The sequence below is a fragment of the Serratia sp. ID 25-353 genome (genome assembly GCF_054792795.1).
Map to the genome: position 1 here is coordinate 4,082,168 of NZ_CM139236.1, position 15,736 is coordinate 4,097,903.

Here is a 15,736-nt window from a genome sequence, read left to right on the forward strand (position 1 = left end):
TTTATCCTTTCTGCAAAAATTCGGCGCCAGTATAACCGCCCGGCGGCGGAGTGTATGCCGCAATTGCGCCCACCTGCACGCTGCCGCCGATTCAGCCGCCTTATTTCAAACGGTTAGCGGAGTTAAAACTGCTTACAGTCACGGTTTGTTTGTTACCGGCCCGCAGCCCATGCTGAGCGAAATACCGCAATTATCGAGCCGTTATGAACGCAACCCCCTTGCAGAAACACGCCGTGTGGCAGCTGATCAAACCCTTTTGGGTGTCGGAGGAGCGATGGCGCGCCTGGATGATGCTGATCGCCATCGTCGTCCTGTCGCTCGGTCTGGTCTATATCAGCGTGGAGATCAACCAATGGAACCAGGTGTTCTACGATGCGCTGCAGAACAAAAACTACCCGGTATTCAAGGCGCAGCTGTGGCGCTTTACCTATCTGGCGCTGATCTTCATCGTGCTGGCGGTCTACAAGATCTACCTGACCCAGGGGTTGCAGATGCGCTGGCGGCGCTGGATGACGGAAAAGTTCATGGCAAAGTGGCTGGCGCACCAGGCGTATTACCACACCGAGCAGCAGCAGATCGTCGATAACCCCGATCAGCGTATCGCCGAAGATCTCAACGTATTGACCCAGTATACCCTGTCGCTGTCGCTCGGGCTGCTCTCCAGCCTGGTGACGCTGTTTTCCTTTATCGACATCTTGTGGCACGTCAGCGGGCCGATGACCTTCGCGCTCGGCCAGCACGCCATCACGCTGCCCGGTTATATGGTGTGGTTCGCACTGCTGTATGCGGTGCTGGGATCGCTGCTGATCTGGTGGGTCGGCAAACCGCTGGTCATGCTGGGCTTCAACCAGGAACGGTACGAGGCGAACTTCCGTTTCGGCCTGATCCGCATCCGCGAAAACAACGACGCCATCGCGCTGTACCACGGCGAACCGCGCGAGGCGCAGCAGCTGGGCGATCGTTTCGACACCATTCGCAGCAACTGGTGGGCAATTATGCGCATCACCCGGCGGCTGAACATCGCCACCAACTTCTACGGCCAGTTCGCCATCGTGTTTCCCCTGCTGGTGGCGGCGCCGCGCTACTTCTCCGGCGCCATTCAGATGGGCGGCCTGATGCAGATCGCCTCGGCCTTCGGCCAGGTGCAGGGTGCGCTGTCATGGTTTATCGATGCGTTTAACGATTTGGCGACCTGGAAAGCCTGCGTCAACCGTTTGGCCGGCTTCAACGCCGCCGTCGATCAGGTGCATCATCAGCCGCGCGGCATTCAGCTGCGGGAAGAGACCGCCCATCCGTTAACGCTGGATAACCTCAGCCTGAACTTGCCCGACGGCCAACCGCTGCTGGCCGGCGCCGAGATGACGCTGCAACGCGGCGATCGCCTGCTGATCGTCGGCCCTTCCGGCTGCGGCAAGTCGACGCTGCTGCGGGCCATCGCCGGTATCTGGCCTTACGGCGCGGGCGCCATCGGGGTAGCGGCCAACGCCAACACGCTGTTCCTGCCGCAGCGCAGCTACATTCCGATCGGCACGCTGCGCGAAGCGTTGAGCTACCCGAGCCTGGCGTCGAAATACAGCGATTCGCAGCTGATGCGGGTGCTGGAGAACTGCCGCCTGAAGCACCTGCAGCGCTGGCTGGATACCTCCGCTAACTGGAGCCATCGCCTGTCGCCGGGCGAGCAACAGCGACTGGCGTTCGCCCGCGCCCTGTTGATTCGCCCGAGTATTCTGTTCCTCGACGAGGCCACCAGCGCGCTGGACGACGAAACCGAACAGTTGATGTACTGCCTGCTGGTGGATGAACTGCCGGACGTGACGCTGATCAGCGTGGCGCACCGCAACAGCGTGGCGAAGTACCACCAGACCTGCTGGCGCTTCAGCCGCTGCGAAGATCAACCGGCGCGCCTGGCGCTGAGCCCGCTGCCGGTATAACCCGCAGAGCCGGGCGCTACCGCGCCCGGCGTTCGTTCAGATGCCGTCGGTCTGCACGTCTTCGCATTTCATCCGGCGGCGCTCATGCCACAGGCTGGTCAGGCCGCGTTTGCCGCACGCCAGCGCCACCTCGCGAAACTCATCCAGGCTCAACCCGTCGCGCTCCAGCATCATTTCCGCCGCCAGCTGCATATTGACCCCGGTCAGCACTTCGCAATCGCCCTGCGCATCGGCCAGTTCGCAGGCGCTGCGAAACGGCGAGCCGCCGAGCATGTCGGTGAGAAACACCACGCCGTCCGGCTGCGCCACCGCCGCCAGCGCCGAGCGCAAGGCGTCGTTGAGCTGCGCGGTGCTCATCTGTTCGGGAAAATCGACCGCCGCACAGTGCGGCTGCGGCCCCACCACCTGTTCCACCGCCTGCAACAGCCCGGTGGCGAAGCCGCCGTGGCCGGTAATCACAATGCCTGGCATAGCTCGCTCCTCACAAAATGCCGATAAATTTGCCCGCTACGCCGATCGCTACGGTGACGCCAATCAGCTTCACCGGCGAGAAACCGCGCTTCATCAGGAAGAAAATGAGCAGCGTGAAGCACAGCGGCAGCAAGTTGGGCATCAACTTGTCCAGCACGTCGGTCTGCAGCGCCACGCTGGCCTTGCCGGCATGCATCACCAGCGGCGTGGACAGGTGCACATACGAGGCCACCAGCGCACCGATCACCGTCATGCCGACGATCGACGCGGCGTGAGAAATGCGCCGGGTGTGGGTCTTCAACAGCGCCAGCGCGCTGGTGCCGGCCTGATAACCGTAGTGCGCCAGCCCGAAGCGCAGGCCAAAGTGGAACAGGTTGAACAGCAGCAGGAAGACGATCGGCCCGAACAGGCAGCCCTCCAGCGCCAGCGAAGCGCCTATCCCGGCGCAAATCGGCAGCAGCGTCAGCCAAAACAGCGCGTCGCCGATGCCGCCGAGCGGCCCCATCAGTGCCACTTTCACCGCGCGAATAGTGGAGATTTTCTCCTTGTTCTGCTCCATCGCCAGCACCAGGCCGGATAGGAAGGTAACGTCGAACGGGTGCACGTTGATAAATTCCATGTGCATCTTCATCGAGTTGGCCAGATCCTGCGGGTTGCGGTGGATCTTGCGCAGCCCGGGGATCAGCTGATACAGCCAGCCGCCGGCCTGCATACGTTCATAGTTGAACGAGGCCTGCAGCAGTAGCGAACGCCAGGCCATGCGGTTGATGTCGCCGCGCGTCAGCGCTTCGGCGGGCTGGCTGTCCAGATAGTCGTCCTGCTCCACCTGGCTGGTGGCCAGCGCCTGCGCCATGCGTTGCTCGGCCTTTTGCGCCAGCAGATCGTCGGAATCGTTAAATGCCATCTTCGGCGTCCTCCTGCGGAGCGGGCCGGGCCGTCGCCTCTGCCGCGCCGCGTTGCGTGTTGAAGAAGTCGATCAGGGCGATCGCCAGGGCGCCCAGCGCCACCGCCAGAATCGGCAGCTTGAGGAACGTGACCGAGATGAAGCCGAGAATAAAATAGGCCACGTAGGTTTTTTTCATCATCACCTTCATCAGCAGCGAGAAGCCGATCGCCGGCATCATGCCGCCCGCCACCGCCAGCCCGTCCAGCAACCAGCCCGGCGCCTTCTGCACCATGGCGCTGGCCGCATCGGCGCCGAAGTAAATCGGCAGGAATGCCACCACGAAATAGAAGATGAACAGGATGCTGATACCGAGGTAGTTCACCCGTTCGATGCCGCGCCAGTTCAGCGCTTTCACCATGCGATCGCAGCGGTGCATCATCGGCGAGAACAGCGTAAACAGCAGCGTGATGCAGCCCTGCACCGCAATCGAGAACGGCACCGCCACGCCGATCGCCACTTTAGGGTCGGCCTTGGTCAGAATGGCGAACGCGGTGCCGATCACCCCGCCGATCACCACGTTAGGCGGTTGGGCGCCCGCCAGCGGCACCATCCCCATCCACACCAGCTCCAGCGTACCGCCCACCAGCAAGCCGGTGTAGACGTCGCCCAAAATCAGCCCCACCAGCGGCCCCATCACCACCGGCCGGTGGAAGTGGGTCAGGCCGTCGAACAGGTCAACCCCCGCCAGCCCGGCCAACAGCGCAATCAATAACGCATCCGTCAACATGCTTTCCCCCTGGCTCAAAAGAGCAGTTTGCCGATCGCCTCGCCCGCCTCATCCGGCACCCGGCGTACCTCGCACTCCACGCCCAGCGCCGCCAGCGCGCGAAACGCGGCCACGTCGCCGTCGTCCAGCGACACCGTTTTGTGCACCTGCCGCTTCCCCTCGGCGAAGTGCATGTTGCCGACGTTGACGAAACGGATCGGCACCCCGCCGCGCACCAGCGTCAACACGTCCTGCGGCGTTTTGCACACCAGAAAAATCTTCTGCCGATCCGCCGCCTTGTGGATCACGTCGATGGTTTTCTGCAGCGTGAAATAGCGGGTCTGCACCCCTTCCGCCACCACCATGTCCATCAGGTTCTGTTGCACCGGATCGGCGGCGGCCTCGTCGTTGGCCACCACCACCAGGTTGGCGCCGAGGGTGTTGGTCCAGGTCACGCCCACCTGGCCGTGCACCAGGCGATTGTCGATGCGGGTCATTAAAATATTCGGCATGTCAGCGGCCCTCCGGGTAGCAGGCGGCGTGATAATCGTCGAGCACCTGCGTCACTTTATGCAGCACCCACTCCTGCGGATCGGCGCTTAACTCGCCGGCGTTCAGCGCCCGCGCCTGATCCGGCAGGTACTGGCTGAGCAGCGCCAGCGGCGCCGGGCTGCGGCGCAGGTTGTCCAGCAAACCGTCGACCGCCTGCTGCACCTGCGGCTGCGGCCAGTAATAACGCACCCGATCGCTCAGGCTGTAGTGGCGATCGAGATACTGTTGGTGCGGTGTGCCGTGGTAGTAGCGGCTCCACTGCTGCGGCTGCTCGCGCATCACCTGCTCCAGCGTGGCGCACAGCTGCGCCGACTGGCGTTCCCCCAGCCATTCACGCTCAATGCGATCGAGGGCGAACAGCGCTTCGCGCAGCGCGAAGGTCAGCGCCGGCCCCACCTTCAGGATGGCGAAGTGATCGCGTACCAGCTGACGGTAGGCCTGCGGCGGTTGGTAGTCCGTGGAATGCGCTTCATAGATCATGCCCGGCTGCCGTTCGATGAAATGGCTCAATGCGTCGGCGCGCTGCGGTTGGTAATGCTCAACGCTGTGGTGATCGAACTCGACGCCCGGCTGCACCACCAGCGCGATAGTTCGCTGCCAGGCATCGTTCAGCTCGGCCTTTTGCCAGGCGATGCGGTGCGTTTCCAGCGTTTGCGCCACCGCCTGCGGCGTGGTGACCTGCAGACCCGCCAGCGCCTCCTGCGCGCCGCCCGGCACCGGCACTTCGGTGCCGATCACATAAACCGGCGCTTCGCCGCCGCTCTGCGCCCAGGCCCGCTCCGCCACCGCGCACAGGCGCGCCGCACGCTCGGCGACCGTGGCATCCCCCAGAGGAGCGGGATCGCCGGCGCACGACATAGAACAATCGAGGTGAATTTTGCGAAAGCCGGCGCGAACGTAATCGTCGATCAAGGTTTCCGCCAGCGCCATCGCCTCCTGAGCCGGGCGATCTTGCCAGGCGTTGGGCCCCAGATGATCGCCGCCCAGCCACACGCGATCGCGCGTCAGGCCAACCTCATCCGCCAGGCGCCACAGCGCATCGCGGAACTGGGCCGCCGTTTGGCCGGTATAGCCGCCGAACTGATTGACCTGGTTGGACGTCGCCTCTACCAATACCGGCGTGCCGCGCGCTTTGGCCTGCCGCAGCGCGGCCTTCAGAACCCAGGGATGGGCGGAACAGACGGAAAAGATCCCGACCGGCATACCGGCCTTGTGCTGCTCGACAAGCTGTAACAACTGCTGCATGAAGCCCCCATGCAGGCGCTCTGCTACCGATCGGCGATGATGACCTCCACGCCCAACTCGGTTAACGCCCGCTCGTAATCGTCCGGAAGACGGCTGTCGGTGATCAGCCGATGGATTTGTCCGGCTTCGCGAATCATGCAAAAGCTCTTGCGACCGAATTTGCTGGCATCCGCCACCGCGATAATCTCGCGCGCCACCTCGCACATCACGCGATTGAGGTGCGCCTCACCGGGGTGAGGCGTGGTGATGCCGGCGCTCAGATCGAACCCGTCGACGCCCAAAAACAGCTTGTCGAAGCGGTACTGACGCAATTGCTGCTCGGCAGCCGGACCATAGAGCGAGTAAGAGTTGCGGCGTACGCTGCCCCCCAGCACCATGACTTCCACCCCGTCGTTTCCCGAAAGCTCGTAGGCAATGTTCAGCGCATTGGTCATCACTACCAGATCGCGCCGCCCCTTCAGGAACGGCACGATCTGCGCGGTGGTGGATCCGGAATCGAGGATCAGCGCATCGCCGTCGCGCACATAGCCGGCCGCCGCGTTGGCGATCAGCGTTTTGACGTCGCGATTCAACCGCCCTTTGTCCCGCAGCGGCCGATCGAAAGCGAATTGCTGATTGAGCATCGCGCCGCCGTAAGCGCGCAGCGCACACCCTTTTCGTTCCAGAAAGCGCAGATCGTTGCGGATCGTCACCGTGGATACCGCAAACTGTTTGCTGAGCTGCTCCACGCGCACGCTGCCGTGCTCGCATAACAGATCGATGATGTGTTCACGTCGCTTTGCGGTATTCACTGGCATGAGCTGCGGTCCTCAGGTTTCCGGCATCGCCGGGGAGAAGATGGCTTTCGCTCTACTGCGCTGGCATTACAGCAAAGCGAAAGCAATGAAATTGTGATCGGGCTTACAGCCCCGTTTTAGCAAAAAAACCGCCAAAAAACCTTTCGAATCGAAACGGATCGAAAAGCCAAAAAGCGGAAAGGGGGAAAAGTGAAATGCCATGACGGGCGCAAGCGCCGGGGAGTCACGGCGCCGGCGGCAAGGAAAGCGAAAGCGGCGCGTGGCGCGGCCCGCGCCATGACTTTTAGTTCACTCAGTGACCAGGATCACATAATGGCAATTATCCTGCGGCTGGCGGAGGTTAACCGCCGCCATCCTACCGGGCCATACCCTTGTCAGCGCGAGCCATCTTCCCTACACTTGCGATCGGATACCGTCGATTTGTCGGTACGTAAGCGTTAACGTCAATCAACGCATCACGCCATGCAGCACGGATTGACTGCATGCCCTGGTGCGAGGAACCCATGCCGCAACCCGCTTCATCCCCAGCGTCCACCGCGACCCCGCGTCGCCGGTTACACCGCCCTGTCCTGCTGATCGTCGGCATTATGCTGATCGCCGCCAACCTGCGCGCCGCCCTGACCAGCGTCGGCCCACTGTTGGAGCAGATCCAGCAACAGCTGGCGTTGTCCGCCACCGCCGCCGGCCTGATCAACTCGCTGCCGCTGATCTTGTTCGCCGTTCTCTCGCCGTTGACCCCGGCGCTGGCGAAGCGCATCGGTATCGAGCGCACCCTGGGCCTCGCCCTCGCGCTGCTGGTCTGCGGCATCGCGCTGCGTTCCCTGCCGCAAGACGCCATGCTCTGGCCGGGCAGCATCCTGATCGGCGCCGCCATTGCCTTCGCCAACGTGGTGCTGCCAACGTTGGTGAAAAGAGATTTCCCGCATCGCGCCGCCGCGATGATCGCCGCCTATGCGGCGGTGATGTCACTGGTTGCCGCCATCGCCTCCGGTCTGGCGGTACCGCTGGCTGCCCTGGCCGACCTCGGCTGGCGGTTCTCTTTGCTGTGCTGGGGCTTGCCCGCGCTGTTGGCGCTGCTGGTGTGGTTGCCACAGCTGCGGCGCTCCGCCATACCCGCCACCAAAGAGCCGCAACCGACGGAGCCACAGCGCTATCGTTCTCCCTGGGGCAGCGCGCTGGGTTGGCAAGTGGCGATGTTCATGGGGCTGCAATCGATCGCCTTCTACACCATCATCGGCTGGTTCAGCGCCTTTGCCGCCAGCCACGGCACCTCAGCTCAGCAGGCGGGTTTCGAGCTGTTCGTTTACCAGGTGGTGGCGATCGTCGCCAACTTTGTCATGGTGGTGATTTTGCCGCGCGCGCACGATCAGCGGGCAATCGCGCTGGGCAGCTCGCTGCTGATCTTTATCGGCGTCGGGGGATTATTGGTGCAACCCGCCAGTTCACTGGTGTGGCTGACGTTTGCCGGGTTGGGTGCGGGGAGTTCGCTGGTGCTGGCGCTGTCGTTTTTTGGATTGCGCAGTCAGCATCATCATCAGGCGACGCTGCTGTCGGGTATGGCGCAATCCGTCGGTTATCTGTTGGCGGCGCTGGGGCCCACCCTATTCGGCCTACTGCACGACCTGACGGAAGGTTGGCGTTTGCCGTTAATCGCCCTGCTGTGCCTGACCGTCTTGCAAATGCTGTTCGGTGCGCTGGCCGGCCGCCGCCGCGTGATCAGCTAACGCCGCTGCGCGATGGGGGCCGCGCCGGCTCAGAGTCGGTATCCTGCCACAAGTCTTCAATAAAGGCGCGCTGCTCATCGCTCAGCACCCATGACGGCGGAATTTTGGACTGTGCGCGACGTTCAGCGCCCTCACGGTTTTTAGCCTGCTTTTTGTTCACGAATCGCCTTCCTGCTTAACCTGCTAATTCAGTAACCAGTAAATCACGGCGGCGGTGAACAGCCAGAACAGCCCGCTACCGATAAATACACACAGCCATGCTCTACGTTTGATATCTGATCCATCCTTGCTCACCACAGCGCCCTCAACCAATAGATTAAACCATTCAAATGGTGATTATCGATCTGTTTTAACGATCGATAAAGTCGTTTTTTCCTATGGAAATTAAAAAAACAGCTGCTAGCCATAGACCTGCATCACCGCCTCAGTAAGAACGGCACCGTGGATATCACTGTTATCGGCAGGCGATAACTTGTATTGATAGGCGAACGAACGTGCAGTGTGCCACACCTTGCAAGGTCAAAATTAAACCACTGGTAAATAATTCAACTATCAATTATTTGACTGGCCGTAAGCCAAATCGGCAACAGACAGCGCTGAAGGCGGGGGAGAAAATGAAGCGACGTACTGGGATCATACGAAGAGAAGCACCGGCCCGTTTGGTTTCGCTCGGGCCGGCGTGAATTAACCGATTCTGCTGACGGAATCCCGGCTGGCGTGTTCGCGCTCGCTGCCGATCAGCTCACGTAAGTGACCTGAGCGCATCTCCAGCAACCGATCGGCGTGTTCGAAATAGTGATCGTCATGGCTGATGGCAAACACCGTTTTGCCCATCGCACGCAGTTCTGGCAACAGCTCGCGATAGAAAATACGCCGGAATTGCGGATCCTGATCCGCGGCCCATTCATCCAACAGCAAGATATCGCGCTGTTCCGCCACCGCCAGCAGCAAAGCCAGACGCTTGCGCTGCCCCTGCGACAGTTGCGGGTTGGTCACCCTGGTGCCGTCAAACTGCAGTTTGCTTTTCATATTCAACCGCTCGAGCCAGACGGCGACCAGATCCGCATCGGGTTCGCCGCCTTCCGGCCCTTGCAAGCGATCGAACTGATGAAAATCGGTGAAAATCGCCGAAAACAGTCGACGGTAGTCCGGCATATCCGCCGCGGTCTGTGCGACACCATCCAGAACGATGTGACCACTCACCGGCCGGTACAACCCGGTCAACAGCATCGCCAGCGTTGACTTGCCGCTGCCGTTGCCGCCGATCAGAAAGACCAGCTCACCACGCCGCAGCGTCAGATTGAGCGGCCCGACGGCAAAACCGGGCTGCTGTTCGGTATCTGCATAATGAAAAACCACGTCACGCAGCTCCAGCGTCTGCCAGGAACGGCTGACGGCGGCAGGAAACGCCGGTTGATACTCGGCCAGGCGCAGCGTCTTCAGCTTGTTAAAGGCCACTTCGGCGCTGACCAGCGTCGGAAACGCCCCGACCGCCTGCAGTAATGGCGTGCGCAGGAACAGCAGCGTCAGTGAATAGGTGGCGGCCACCGTCGAGTCCGCCCATCCCAGGCTGTTGGCCATAAAGAACACCAGCCCGATCGCCCCCAACATCATGATATTTGACCAGTTGAGCGCACTCAAATGGAAGGTATCGGCGCGAATGATATGGTGGCGATAAGCTTGCGCATCGGGCTGGTAGGCCTGTTCGTACAGCGCCTGCGCACGCTTGCGGTTTAACGCCAGTTCCTTGCGACCGTCAATCACCGACTCATAACGATGATAGAGACGCTCTTCTGACTCGCGCAAGCTGGCCATATGACGATAAACCCGTGATACCAGGCAGCCGCTGCCCACGACGGTCACCGCCACCCAGACTGCCGTGACCGCCAGCATTTTCGGCGATAGCCATCCCAGATAGGCCGCCGCCCCCAGGGTTAAAATCACCCCTTGCACCAGTTCAGGCAAGCGCACGAAGGCGACGGTAATATTGCGGATATCGCTGGACAGGCTGGCCAACAACGAGGCGCTGCCCAACTGTTCAAGGCGTTCAATATCGGTATCTAAAATACGCTTCACCAGTTGCCCACGCAGGCGATAGACGAAGTAGTGGCCCAATGTCGTCAGCGCCAATTGCGAGCCCAGCGTGACCGCCATCAGCAATGCCAGCAGGGCGAGAAACATCGGCAGCACGGCCAATGCATCGCCGCCGGCCTCCATCAGGTATTGATTGATAAATGCAATGATACCGATACCTAAGCCGGCGCTGGCCAGGGTCAGCGCCATGACAGCCAGAAATGGCCAACGGTACTGGTGATAAACCACCCGTAGCAGTTCCATGAAAAAACCTCTGAAGTCGCGTTCTGGCAGGCATTGTAAGCGGCGGGAGAATGAGATCAAGACGAATTCTCATTGTTGACGAGGCCTCTGATTTCGCCGTCGAGGGCATTTTGATGATTGCTTATTGAAACAAGCGACTTACACTGACGCCTCTATCCGCTGAAGGGAACAGCCGATTATGCTCGCCACTCACGAATACGCCAACGACCTGATTCTGTTCGCCCTGATTGTCGACTGCGGCTCGTTCAGCAAGGCCGCGGAGAGCGCCGGCATCACCAGTTCGGTGGTCAGTAAACGCATCGGGCGGCTGGAAAAATCGCTGGGTGCCCGGCTGTTGTACCGCACCACCCGCAGCCTGACGCTGACCGAAAGCGGCCAGGCGCTCTACCAACAGGCCAAAGAGATCGGCACCAAAGTGCAGGAAGCGCTGTACGCCGTCAGCGAAAAGAGCGAAGAATTAACCGGTACCATCCGCATGTCGGTGCCGACCATTTCGGGCGAGCTGCTGCTGAGTGAAAGCGTGGCGGAATTTTGCGCTCTGCACCCCAACCTGAAAGTCGAGATGCGGCTGGAAAATCGCTTTGTCGATCTGGTAGAAGAAGGCATCGATCTGGCGATCCGCACCGGCACCATGCCGGATTCGAGCCTGATTGCCCGGCCGATCTTCGATTCCCGCTGGGTGATCGTCTGCTCGCCGGGGTACCTGGAAAGCCACCCGGAACCGCGCAGCGCCGAAGACCTGCTCGACCACAACTGCCTGACCTACACCTACCAGGAGAGCGGCACCGCCAACTGGCTGATGAAACGGCCGGGGCGCAACGAAATCTACGAGCTGCAGGTTAACGGCAACCTGTCGGCCAACAATGCGCGGGCGATCCGCAAAGCGGTGATCGGTGGCCATGGCATCGCCATGGTGCCGCGCTGCATGGTGTATGAAGATTTGCAAGACGGCAAACTGACGGAGATCCTGGCCGGCCACTGCGGCAAAGTCTTGGGCATTTATGCCGTCTATCCTTACACCCGCAATCTGCCGTTAAAAACCCGCCGGCTGATCGAACATATCATCGGTTCCTACCAAAATATCAGCCATTATTTTTGAGTTCCCTGCTCTGATTATTTCCCTGCGGCCGTAAAAAGCCGCGGGGATTACCGCATTTTTGGACATAATCTATTGAACATTACCGCTTAATTAATGTGAACCTGCGCATTCATCACACAAAAACACTTCTTATCAAACTGATTTTAAAGCAGTTAATCCACCCCCTTCGACCGGCGTTTTTTTCACCGCCGGCGCCGTTCGCCGATGTTAAAAAAATACCGCATGGCATCGTCGCCAACGTTGTGATTAGAATGAAAATGTTGCGCTAATTAACCTTTCAGCTACATGTCTCTGCCCATAAAAATAATAACCCTGAGGATCTTATGCCCCTGCTTTTCAGTATTGCGCCCATCATCCTGCTGATTTGGATGATGACCAAAAGGAATGGCGTGCCCTCTTACCTCGCCCTGCCGCTGACGGCCGCCGTGGTGTATGCCGTACAGCTCCTGTGGTTCGATGCCTCGCTGCGGCTGCTGCATGCCAATATCATCACCGCGCTGGTGTCGACGCTGACGCCGATCACTATCATCGCCGGCGCTATCCTGCTCAACAAACTGATGCAGGTAAGCGGCGCGGAAAACGTGGTGCGCCGCTGGCTGGAAACCATCAGCCCCAATCCCGTGGCCCAGCTGATGATTATCGGCTGGGCGTTCGCCTTTATGATTGAGGGCGCGAGCGGCTTCGGCACCCCCGCCGCCATCGCCGCGCCGATTCTGGTCGGGCTGGGCTTCAACCCGCTGCGCGTCGCCCTGCTGACGCTGGTGATGAACTCGGTGCCGGTCTCCTTCGGCGCCGTGGGCACCCCCACCTGGTTCGGCTTTGCCAATCTCGGCCTGTCGGACGCCAGCCTGCTGGAAATTGGCCGGCAGACCGCGCTGATCCACTTCGTCGCCGGCTTCGTCATTCCTCTGCTGGCGCTGCGCTTTCTCGTTTCCTGGCAGGATATTCGCCGCAATCTGCCGTTTATCCTGCTCAGCGTACTGAGCTGCACCGTGCCCTATCTGCTGCTGGCTCAGGTGAACTATGAATTCCCGGCACTGGTCGGCGGCGCGATCGGCCTGGCGCTGTCGGTGCTGCTGGCGCGCGGCGGCATCGGCCTTGCCCGCAGCGGCAAACCGATGAGCGCCGGACAGGCGGTGCCGTTCTTGCAGGTGGTCAAGGCCATGACCCCGACTCTGCTGCTGATTGCTATTCTGATAGTGACGCGCGTCCATCAGCTGGGCCTTAAAGCGCTGCTCAACAACACCGCACTGCTGTGGCAGGAAAACCTCGGTTGGCTCGGAGAGCTGCGCATCAGCCGGGCGCTGATCCTCGAACTGCAGCAGGTGCTGGGCACCGCCGCCGCCGCCGGCTACAAAACGCTGTATGTCCCGGCGCTGATCCCGTTCCTGTTGGTGGTGGTGCTGTGTATCCCGCTGTTCCGTCTGAATGGCGGCCAGGTGCGGCAAATGTTCAGCGAAACCGGCGGGCGCATCGCGCGGCCCTTTATCGCCCTGTTCGGCGCGCTGGTGATGGTCAACCTGATGATGCAGGGCGACGACAATGCGCCGGTGATCCTGATCGGTAAAGCGCTGGCGGCGCTGACCGGTGAGAGTTGGCTGCTGTTCTCGTCGTTCCTCGGCGCGCTGGGATCGTTCTTCTCCGGTTCCAATACCGTCTCGAACCTGACGTTCGGCGGCATTCAGCAGTCGATCGCCCAAAGCAGCGACCTTGACGTCAATCTGACGCTGGCCTTGCAGTCCGTCGGCGGCGCCATGGGCAACATGGTGTGCCTGAACAACATTATCGCCGTCTGTTCGATCCTCGGGATCGGTAACGCCGAAGGCAAAATCATCAGAAAGACCGTGCTGCCGATGCTGGCGTACGGCGGGATTGCGGCCGGTATGGCAGCGATCCTCACGCTCTGACTGAACACTCGTTATCGCAAGCAAGACAAGAAGGTAAACACTATGATCATCTCCGCGTCAACCGACTACCGGGCCGCCGCCCAGGCCAAACTGCCACCGTTTCTGTTTCACTACATCGACGGCGGGGCCTACGCGGAGCATACGCTGAAGCGCAATACCGCAGATCTGGCCGATATTGCCTTGCGCCAGCGCGTGCTGCGCAATATGTCCGAACTCAGTCTGGAGACCACGCTGTTCGGCGAGCAGTTGGCGATGCCGGTGGCGCTGGGGCCGGTGGGGTTGACCGGCATGTACGCCCGCCGCGGCGAAGTGCAGGCCGCGCGCGCCGCGGCCAAAAAAGGCATTCCGTTCACGCTGTCCACCGTGTCGGTCTGCCCGATCGAAGAGGTGGCGCCGGCAATCGATCGGCCGATGTGGTTCCAGCTCTACGTGCTGAAAGATCGCGGCTTTATGCGCAACGCACTGGAGCGCGCCAAGGCCGCCGGCGTGAAAACGCTGGTGTTTACCGTCGACATGCCGGTGCCGGGCGCCCGTTACCGTGACGCCCACTCGGGGATGAGCGGGCCTAACGCCGCCCTGCGCCGCGTGCTGCAGGCGTTTGCGCATCCGCAGTGGGCCTGGGATGTCGGCCTGCTCGGCAAGCCGCACGATCTGGGCAACGTCTCGGCCTACCGCGGCAAACCCACCAGCCTGGAAGACTACATCGGCTGGCTGGGCGCCAACTTCGATCCGTCGATTTCCTGGAAAGATCTGGAGTGGATCCGCGAATTCTGGGACGGCCCGATGATCATCAAAGGCATTCTGGATCCGGAAGACGCCAAAGACGCGGTGCGCTTCGGCGCCGACGGCATCATCGTCTCGAACCACGGTGGCCGCCAGCTGGACGGCGTGCTGTCGAGCGCGCGAGCCATGCCGGCGATCGCCGACGCGGTGAAAGGCGACATTACCCTGTTGGCCGACTCCGGCATCCGCAGCGGCCTGGACGTGGTGCGCATGATCGCGCTGGGCGCCGACACCGTGCTGCTGGGGCGCGCCTTCGTCTATGCGCTGGCGGCGGCCGGCGAAGCCGGGGTGGCTAACTTGCTGGATCTGATCGACAAGGAAATGCGCGTCGCCATGACGCTCACCGGCGCGAAAACCATCGCGGAGATCAACGCCGGATCGCTGGTCAGAAACGCCTGAATCAAAGCGGCTGCACGCCTTCCGGGTAGGCGTTGTAGCTCATCTTGCTGATGAAGGCCCCGGCCGGTGACACCAACACCCGGCCGGCGGCGTCCAGCCCGAGGAAAGTGCCGGTACAGCGCCCGGAAATAAAGTCGAAGAAGAACACCGAGCACACCGGGATAATCTTTTCCCGGAAGGTGAACAGGAACATCTCGTCCTCAAACTTGTAGTAGGTGGCATAGTCCATATCGCCGTGGCCGAATTGCTCGCCGCGCAGGTTTTGCCAGGCATAGCGCTCGGTGTTGACGTAGAAGTGTTCGTAATAGTGGTTGGGGCTGTAGACGTTCAGCGTACGATGGCCGATCAGCTCGCGGGTCAGATGCGGCGCGACGCCACTCGGCGTGACGCCGACAATCCGGCCGACGTGGAAGCTTTGCTTGAGGCGCGAGCCCTTTTCCACGGTCTGTTCCGGCAACAGCGTGCTGCGCACCAGCAACGCCCGGCCGCTGTCACGATTGAGTACCAGCGTCAGGCACTCGTTGCCCGGCGACTGCAGCGGAATATTGAAGAAATAACGCGCGGCGGAGGTTTGCACCTCTTCGTAAGCGTCCTCGCCGCTCTCCCCACCCCAGGCCCACAGTACCCGCTGCCGATCGGCACTGAAACGCAGCGTGACTTCCCCGTCGTTGTCAAAGGCGATCTGCAGCGTTTTACCCCGCCAGTCCTGGGTGCCCGGTAGGCGGTTAGTGTCGATACCGCGCGCGAAATCGTCGTAATTCTTCCAGTCCGGCTCGGCATTTTGATTCAGTACGGATTGTTCAGCTGACATCTTCGCTCTCCTTGATTGAATGGGATGA

The 15,736-nt window shown here is 61.2% G+C and carries 15 protein-coding genes; 5 read left to right on the forward strand and 10 right to left on the reverse strand.

The window, feature by feature from the left end:
• Window positions 1-203: 203 nt before the first annotated feature.
• Window positions 204-1,931 (forward strand): ABC transporter ATP-binding protein/permease, encoded by a 1,728-nt coding sequence (locus ACYF6X_RS19620; RefSeq protein ID WP_130018255.1) that lies wholly within the window; start codon window positions 204-206, stop codon window positions 1,929-1,931.
• Between the two features lie 36 nt (window positions 1,932-1,967).
• On the opposite strand, the gene agaF is transcribed toward ACYF6X_RS19620, so the two are convergent.
• The 6 genes from agaF to agaR are packed head-to-tail and all read right to left on the reverse strand — an operon-like array spanning window position 1,968 to window position 6,648.
• Window positions 1,968-2,402, reverse strand: a complete 435-nt coding sequence (agaF, locus tag ACYF6X_RS19625; RefSeq protein ID WP_063990720.1) for a PTS galactosamine/N-acetylgalactosamine transporter subunit IIA — start codon at window positions 2,400-2,402, stop codon at window positions 1,968-1,970.
• Between the two features lie 10 nt (window positions 2,403-2,412).
• On the reverse strand, window positions 2,413-3,306 hold the full coding sequence (locus ACYF6X_RS19630; protein WP_130018256.1) for a PTS system mannose/fructose/sorbose family transporter subunit IID: 894 nt from the start codon (window positions 3,304-3,306) through the stop codon (window positions 2,413-2,415).
• Window positions 3,296-4,075: a PTS N-acetylgalactosamine transporter subunit IIC gene (agaW, locus tag ACYF6X_RS19635; RefSeq protein ID WP_004931810.1), complete on the reverse strand. Its 780-nt coding sequence runs from the start codon at window positions 4,073-4,075 to the stop codon at window positions 3,296-3,298. The genes ACYF6X_RS19630 and agaW overlap by 11 nt, the downstream gene beginning before the upstream one ends.
• A gap of 14 nt (window positions 4,076-4,089) precedes the next feature.
• Window positions 4,090-4,566, reverse strand: a complete 477-nt coding sequence (gene agaV, locus ACYF6X_RS19640) for a PTS N-acetylgalactosamine transporter subunit IIB (protein WP_019455696.1) — start codon at window positions 4,564-4,566, stop codon at window positions 4,090-4,092.
• A 1-nt stretch (window position 4,567) separates the two neighbouring features.
• Window positions 4,568-5,851 (reverse strand): D-tagatose-bisphosphate aldolase, class II, non-catalytic subunit, encoded by a 1,284-nt coding sequence (locus ACYF6X_RS19645; protein WP_130018258.1) that lies wholly within the window; start codon window positions 5,849-5,851, stop codon window positions 4,568-4,570.
• A 23-nt stretch (window positions 5,852-5,874) separates the two neighbouring features.
• On the reverse strand, window positions 5,875-6,648 hold the full coding sequence (gene agaR / locus ACYF6X_RS19650; RefSeq protein ID WP_004931804.1) for a transcriptional repressor AgaR: 774 nt from the start codon (window positions 6,646-6,648) through the stop codon (window positions 5,875-5,877).
• 503 nt (window positions 6,649-7,151) lie between these two features.
• On the opposite strand from agaR, the gene ACYF6X_RS19655 reads away from it, so the two are divergent.
• Entirely contained in the window at window positions 7,152-8,372 is a 1,221-nt protein-coding gene (locus tag ACYF6X_RS19655; protein ID WP_063990718.1) for a CynX/NimT family MFS transporter, read from the forward strand.
• Here ACYF6X_RS19655 and ACYF6X_RS19660 read toward each other — a convergent pair.
• The 3 genes from ACYF6X_RS19660 to ACYF6X_RS19670 form a co-directional block, all read right to left on the reverse strand.
• Window positions 8,365-8,532: a hypothetical protein gene (locus tag ACYF6X_RS19660; RefSeq protein WP_165384388.1), complete on the reverse strand. Its 168-nt coding sequence runs from the start codon at window positions 8,530-8,532 to the stop codon at window positions 8,365-8,367. The genes ACYF6X_RS19655 and ACYF6X_RS19660 overlap by 8 nt on opposite strands.
• A 23-nt stretch (window positions 8,533-8,555) precedes the next feature.
• Window positions 8,556-8,669, reverse strand: a complete 114-nt coding sequence (locus tag ACYF6X_RS19665) for a YmiA family putative membrane protein (protein ID WP_048234622.1) — start codon at window positions 8,667-8,669, stop codon at window positions 8,556-8,558.
• A gap of 387 nt (window positions 8,670-9,056) precedes the next feature.
• Window positions 9,057-10,709: a multidrug ABC transporter permease/ATP-binding protein gene (locus ACYF6X_RS19670; RefSeq protein ID WP_063990717.1), complete on the reverse strand. Its 1,653-nt coding sequence runs from the start codon at window positions 10,707-10,709 to the stop codon at window positions 9,057-9,059.
• A 178-nt stretch (window positions 10,710-10,887) separates the two neighbouring features.
• On the opposite strand from ACYF6X_RS19670, the gene ACYF6X_RS19675 reads away from it, so the two are divergent.
• The 3 genes from ACYF6X_RS19675 to lldD all read left to right on the forward strand — a co-directional run bounded on the left by ACYF6X_RS19675 (window position 10,888) and on the right by lldD (window position 14,897).
• Entirely contained in the window at window positions 10,888-11,808 is a 921-nt protein-coding gene (locus ACYF6X_RS19675) for a LysR family transcriptional regulator (RefSeq protein WP_063990716.1), read from the forward strand.
• A 323-nt stretch (window positions 11,809-12,131) separates the two neighbouring features.
• Entirely contained in the window at window positions 12,132-13,715 is a 1,584-nt protein-coding gene (locus ACYF6X_RS19680) for an L-lactate permease (RefSeq protein WP_130018259.1), read from the forward strand.
• A 42-nt stretch (window positions 13,716-13,757) separates the two neighbouring features.
• Window positions 13,758-14,897 (forward strand): FMN-dependent L-lactate dehydrogenase LldD, encoded by a 1,140-nt coding sequence (lldD, locus tag ACYF6X_RS19685; RefSeq protein WP_107227923.1) that lies wholly within the window; start codon window positions 13,758-13,760, stop codon window positions 14,895-14,897.
• Window position 14,898: 1 nt separating this feature from the next.
• Here the strand turns inward: lldD and ACYF6X_RS19690 are convergent, their stop codons facing one another.
• Window positions 14,899-15,708 (reverse strand): MoaF C-terminal domain-containing protein, encoded by an 810-nt coding sequence (locus ACYF6X_RS19690; RefSeq protein ID WP_107227924.1) that lies wholly within the window; start codon window positions 15,706-15,708, stop codon window positions 14,899-14,901.
• Between the last annotated feature and the right edge of the window lie 28 nt (window positions 15,709-15,736).

Bases quoted from the DNA above. Each gene is read 5' to 3' on its own strand.
- ACYF6X_RS19620 (WP_130018255.1), top strand. From the start codon at position 204: ATGAACGCAACCCCCTTGCAGAAACACGCCGTGTGGCAGCTGATCAAA.
- agaF (WP_063990720.1), bottom strand. From the start codon at position 2,402: ATGCCAGGCATTGTGATTACCGGCCACGGCGGCTTCGCCACCGGGCTG.
- ACYF6X_RS19630 (WP_130018256.1), bottom strand. From the start codon at position 3,306: ATGGCATTTAACGATTCCGACGATCTGCTGGCGCAAAAGGCCGAGCAA.
- agaW (WP_004931810.1), bottom strand. From the start codon at position 4,075: ATGTTGACGGATGCGTTATTGATTGCGCTGTTGGCCGGGCTGGCGGGG.
- agaV (WP_019455696.1), bottom strand. From the start codon at position 4,566: ATGCCGAATATTTTAATGACCCGCATCGACAATCGCCTGGTGCACGGC.
- ACYF6X_RS19645 (WP_130018258.1), bottom strand. From the start codon at position 5,851: ATGCAGCAGTTGTTACAGCTTGTCGAGCAGCACAAGGCCGGTATGCCG.
- agaR (WP_004931804.1), bottom strand. From the start codon at position 6,648: ATGCCAGTGAATACCGCAAAGCGACGTGAACACATCATCGATCTGTTA.
- ACYF6X_RS19655 (WP_063990718.1), top strand. From the start codon at position 7,152: ATGCCGCAACCCGCTTCATCCCCAGCGTCCACCGCGACCCCGCGTCGC.
- ACYF6X_RS19670 (WP_063990717.1), bottom strand. From the start codon at position 10,709: ATGGAACTGCTACGGGTGGTTTATCACCAGTACCGTTGGCCATTTCTG.
- ACYF6X_RS19675 (WP_063990716.1), top strand. From the start codon at position 10,888: ATGCTCGCCACTCACGAATACGCCAACGACCTGATTCTGTTCGCCCTG.
- ACYF6X_RS19680 (WP_130018259.1), top strand. From the start codon at position 12,132: ATGCCCCTGCTTTTCAGTATTGCGCCCATCATCCTGCTGATTTGGATG.
- lldD (WP_107227923.1), top strand. From the start codon at position 13,758: ATGATCATCTCCGCGTCAACCGACTACCGGGCCGCCGCCCAGGCCAAA.
- ACYF6X_RS19690 (WP_107227924.1), bottom strand. From the start codon at position 15,708: ATGTCAGCTGAACAATCCGTACTGAATCAAAATGCCGAGCCGGACTGG.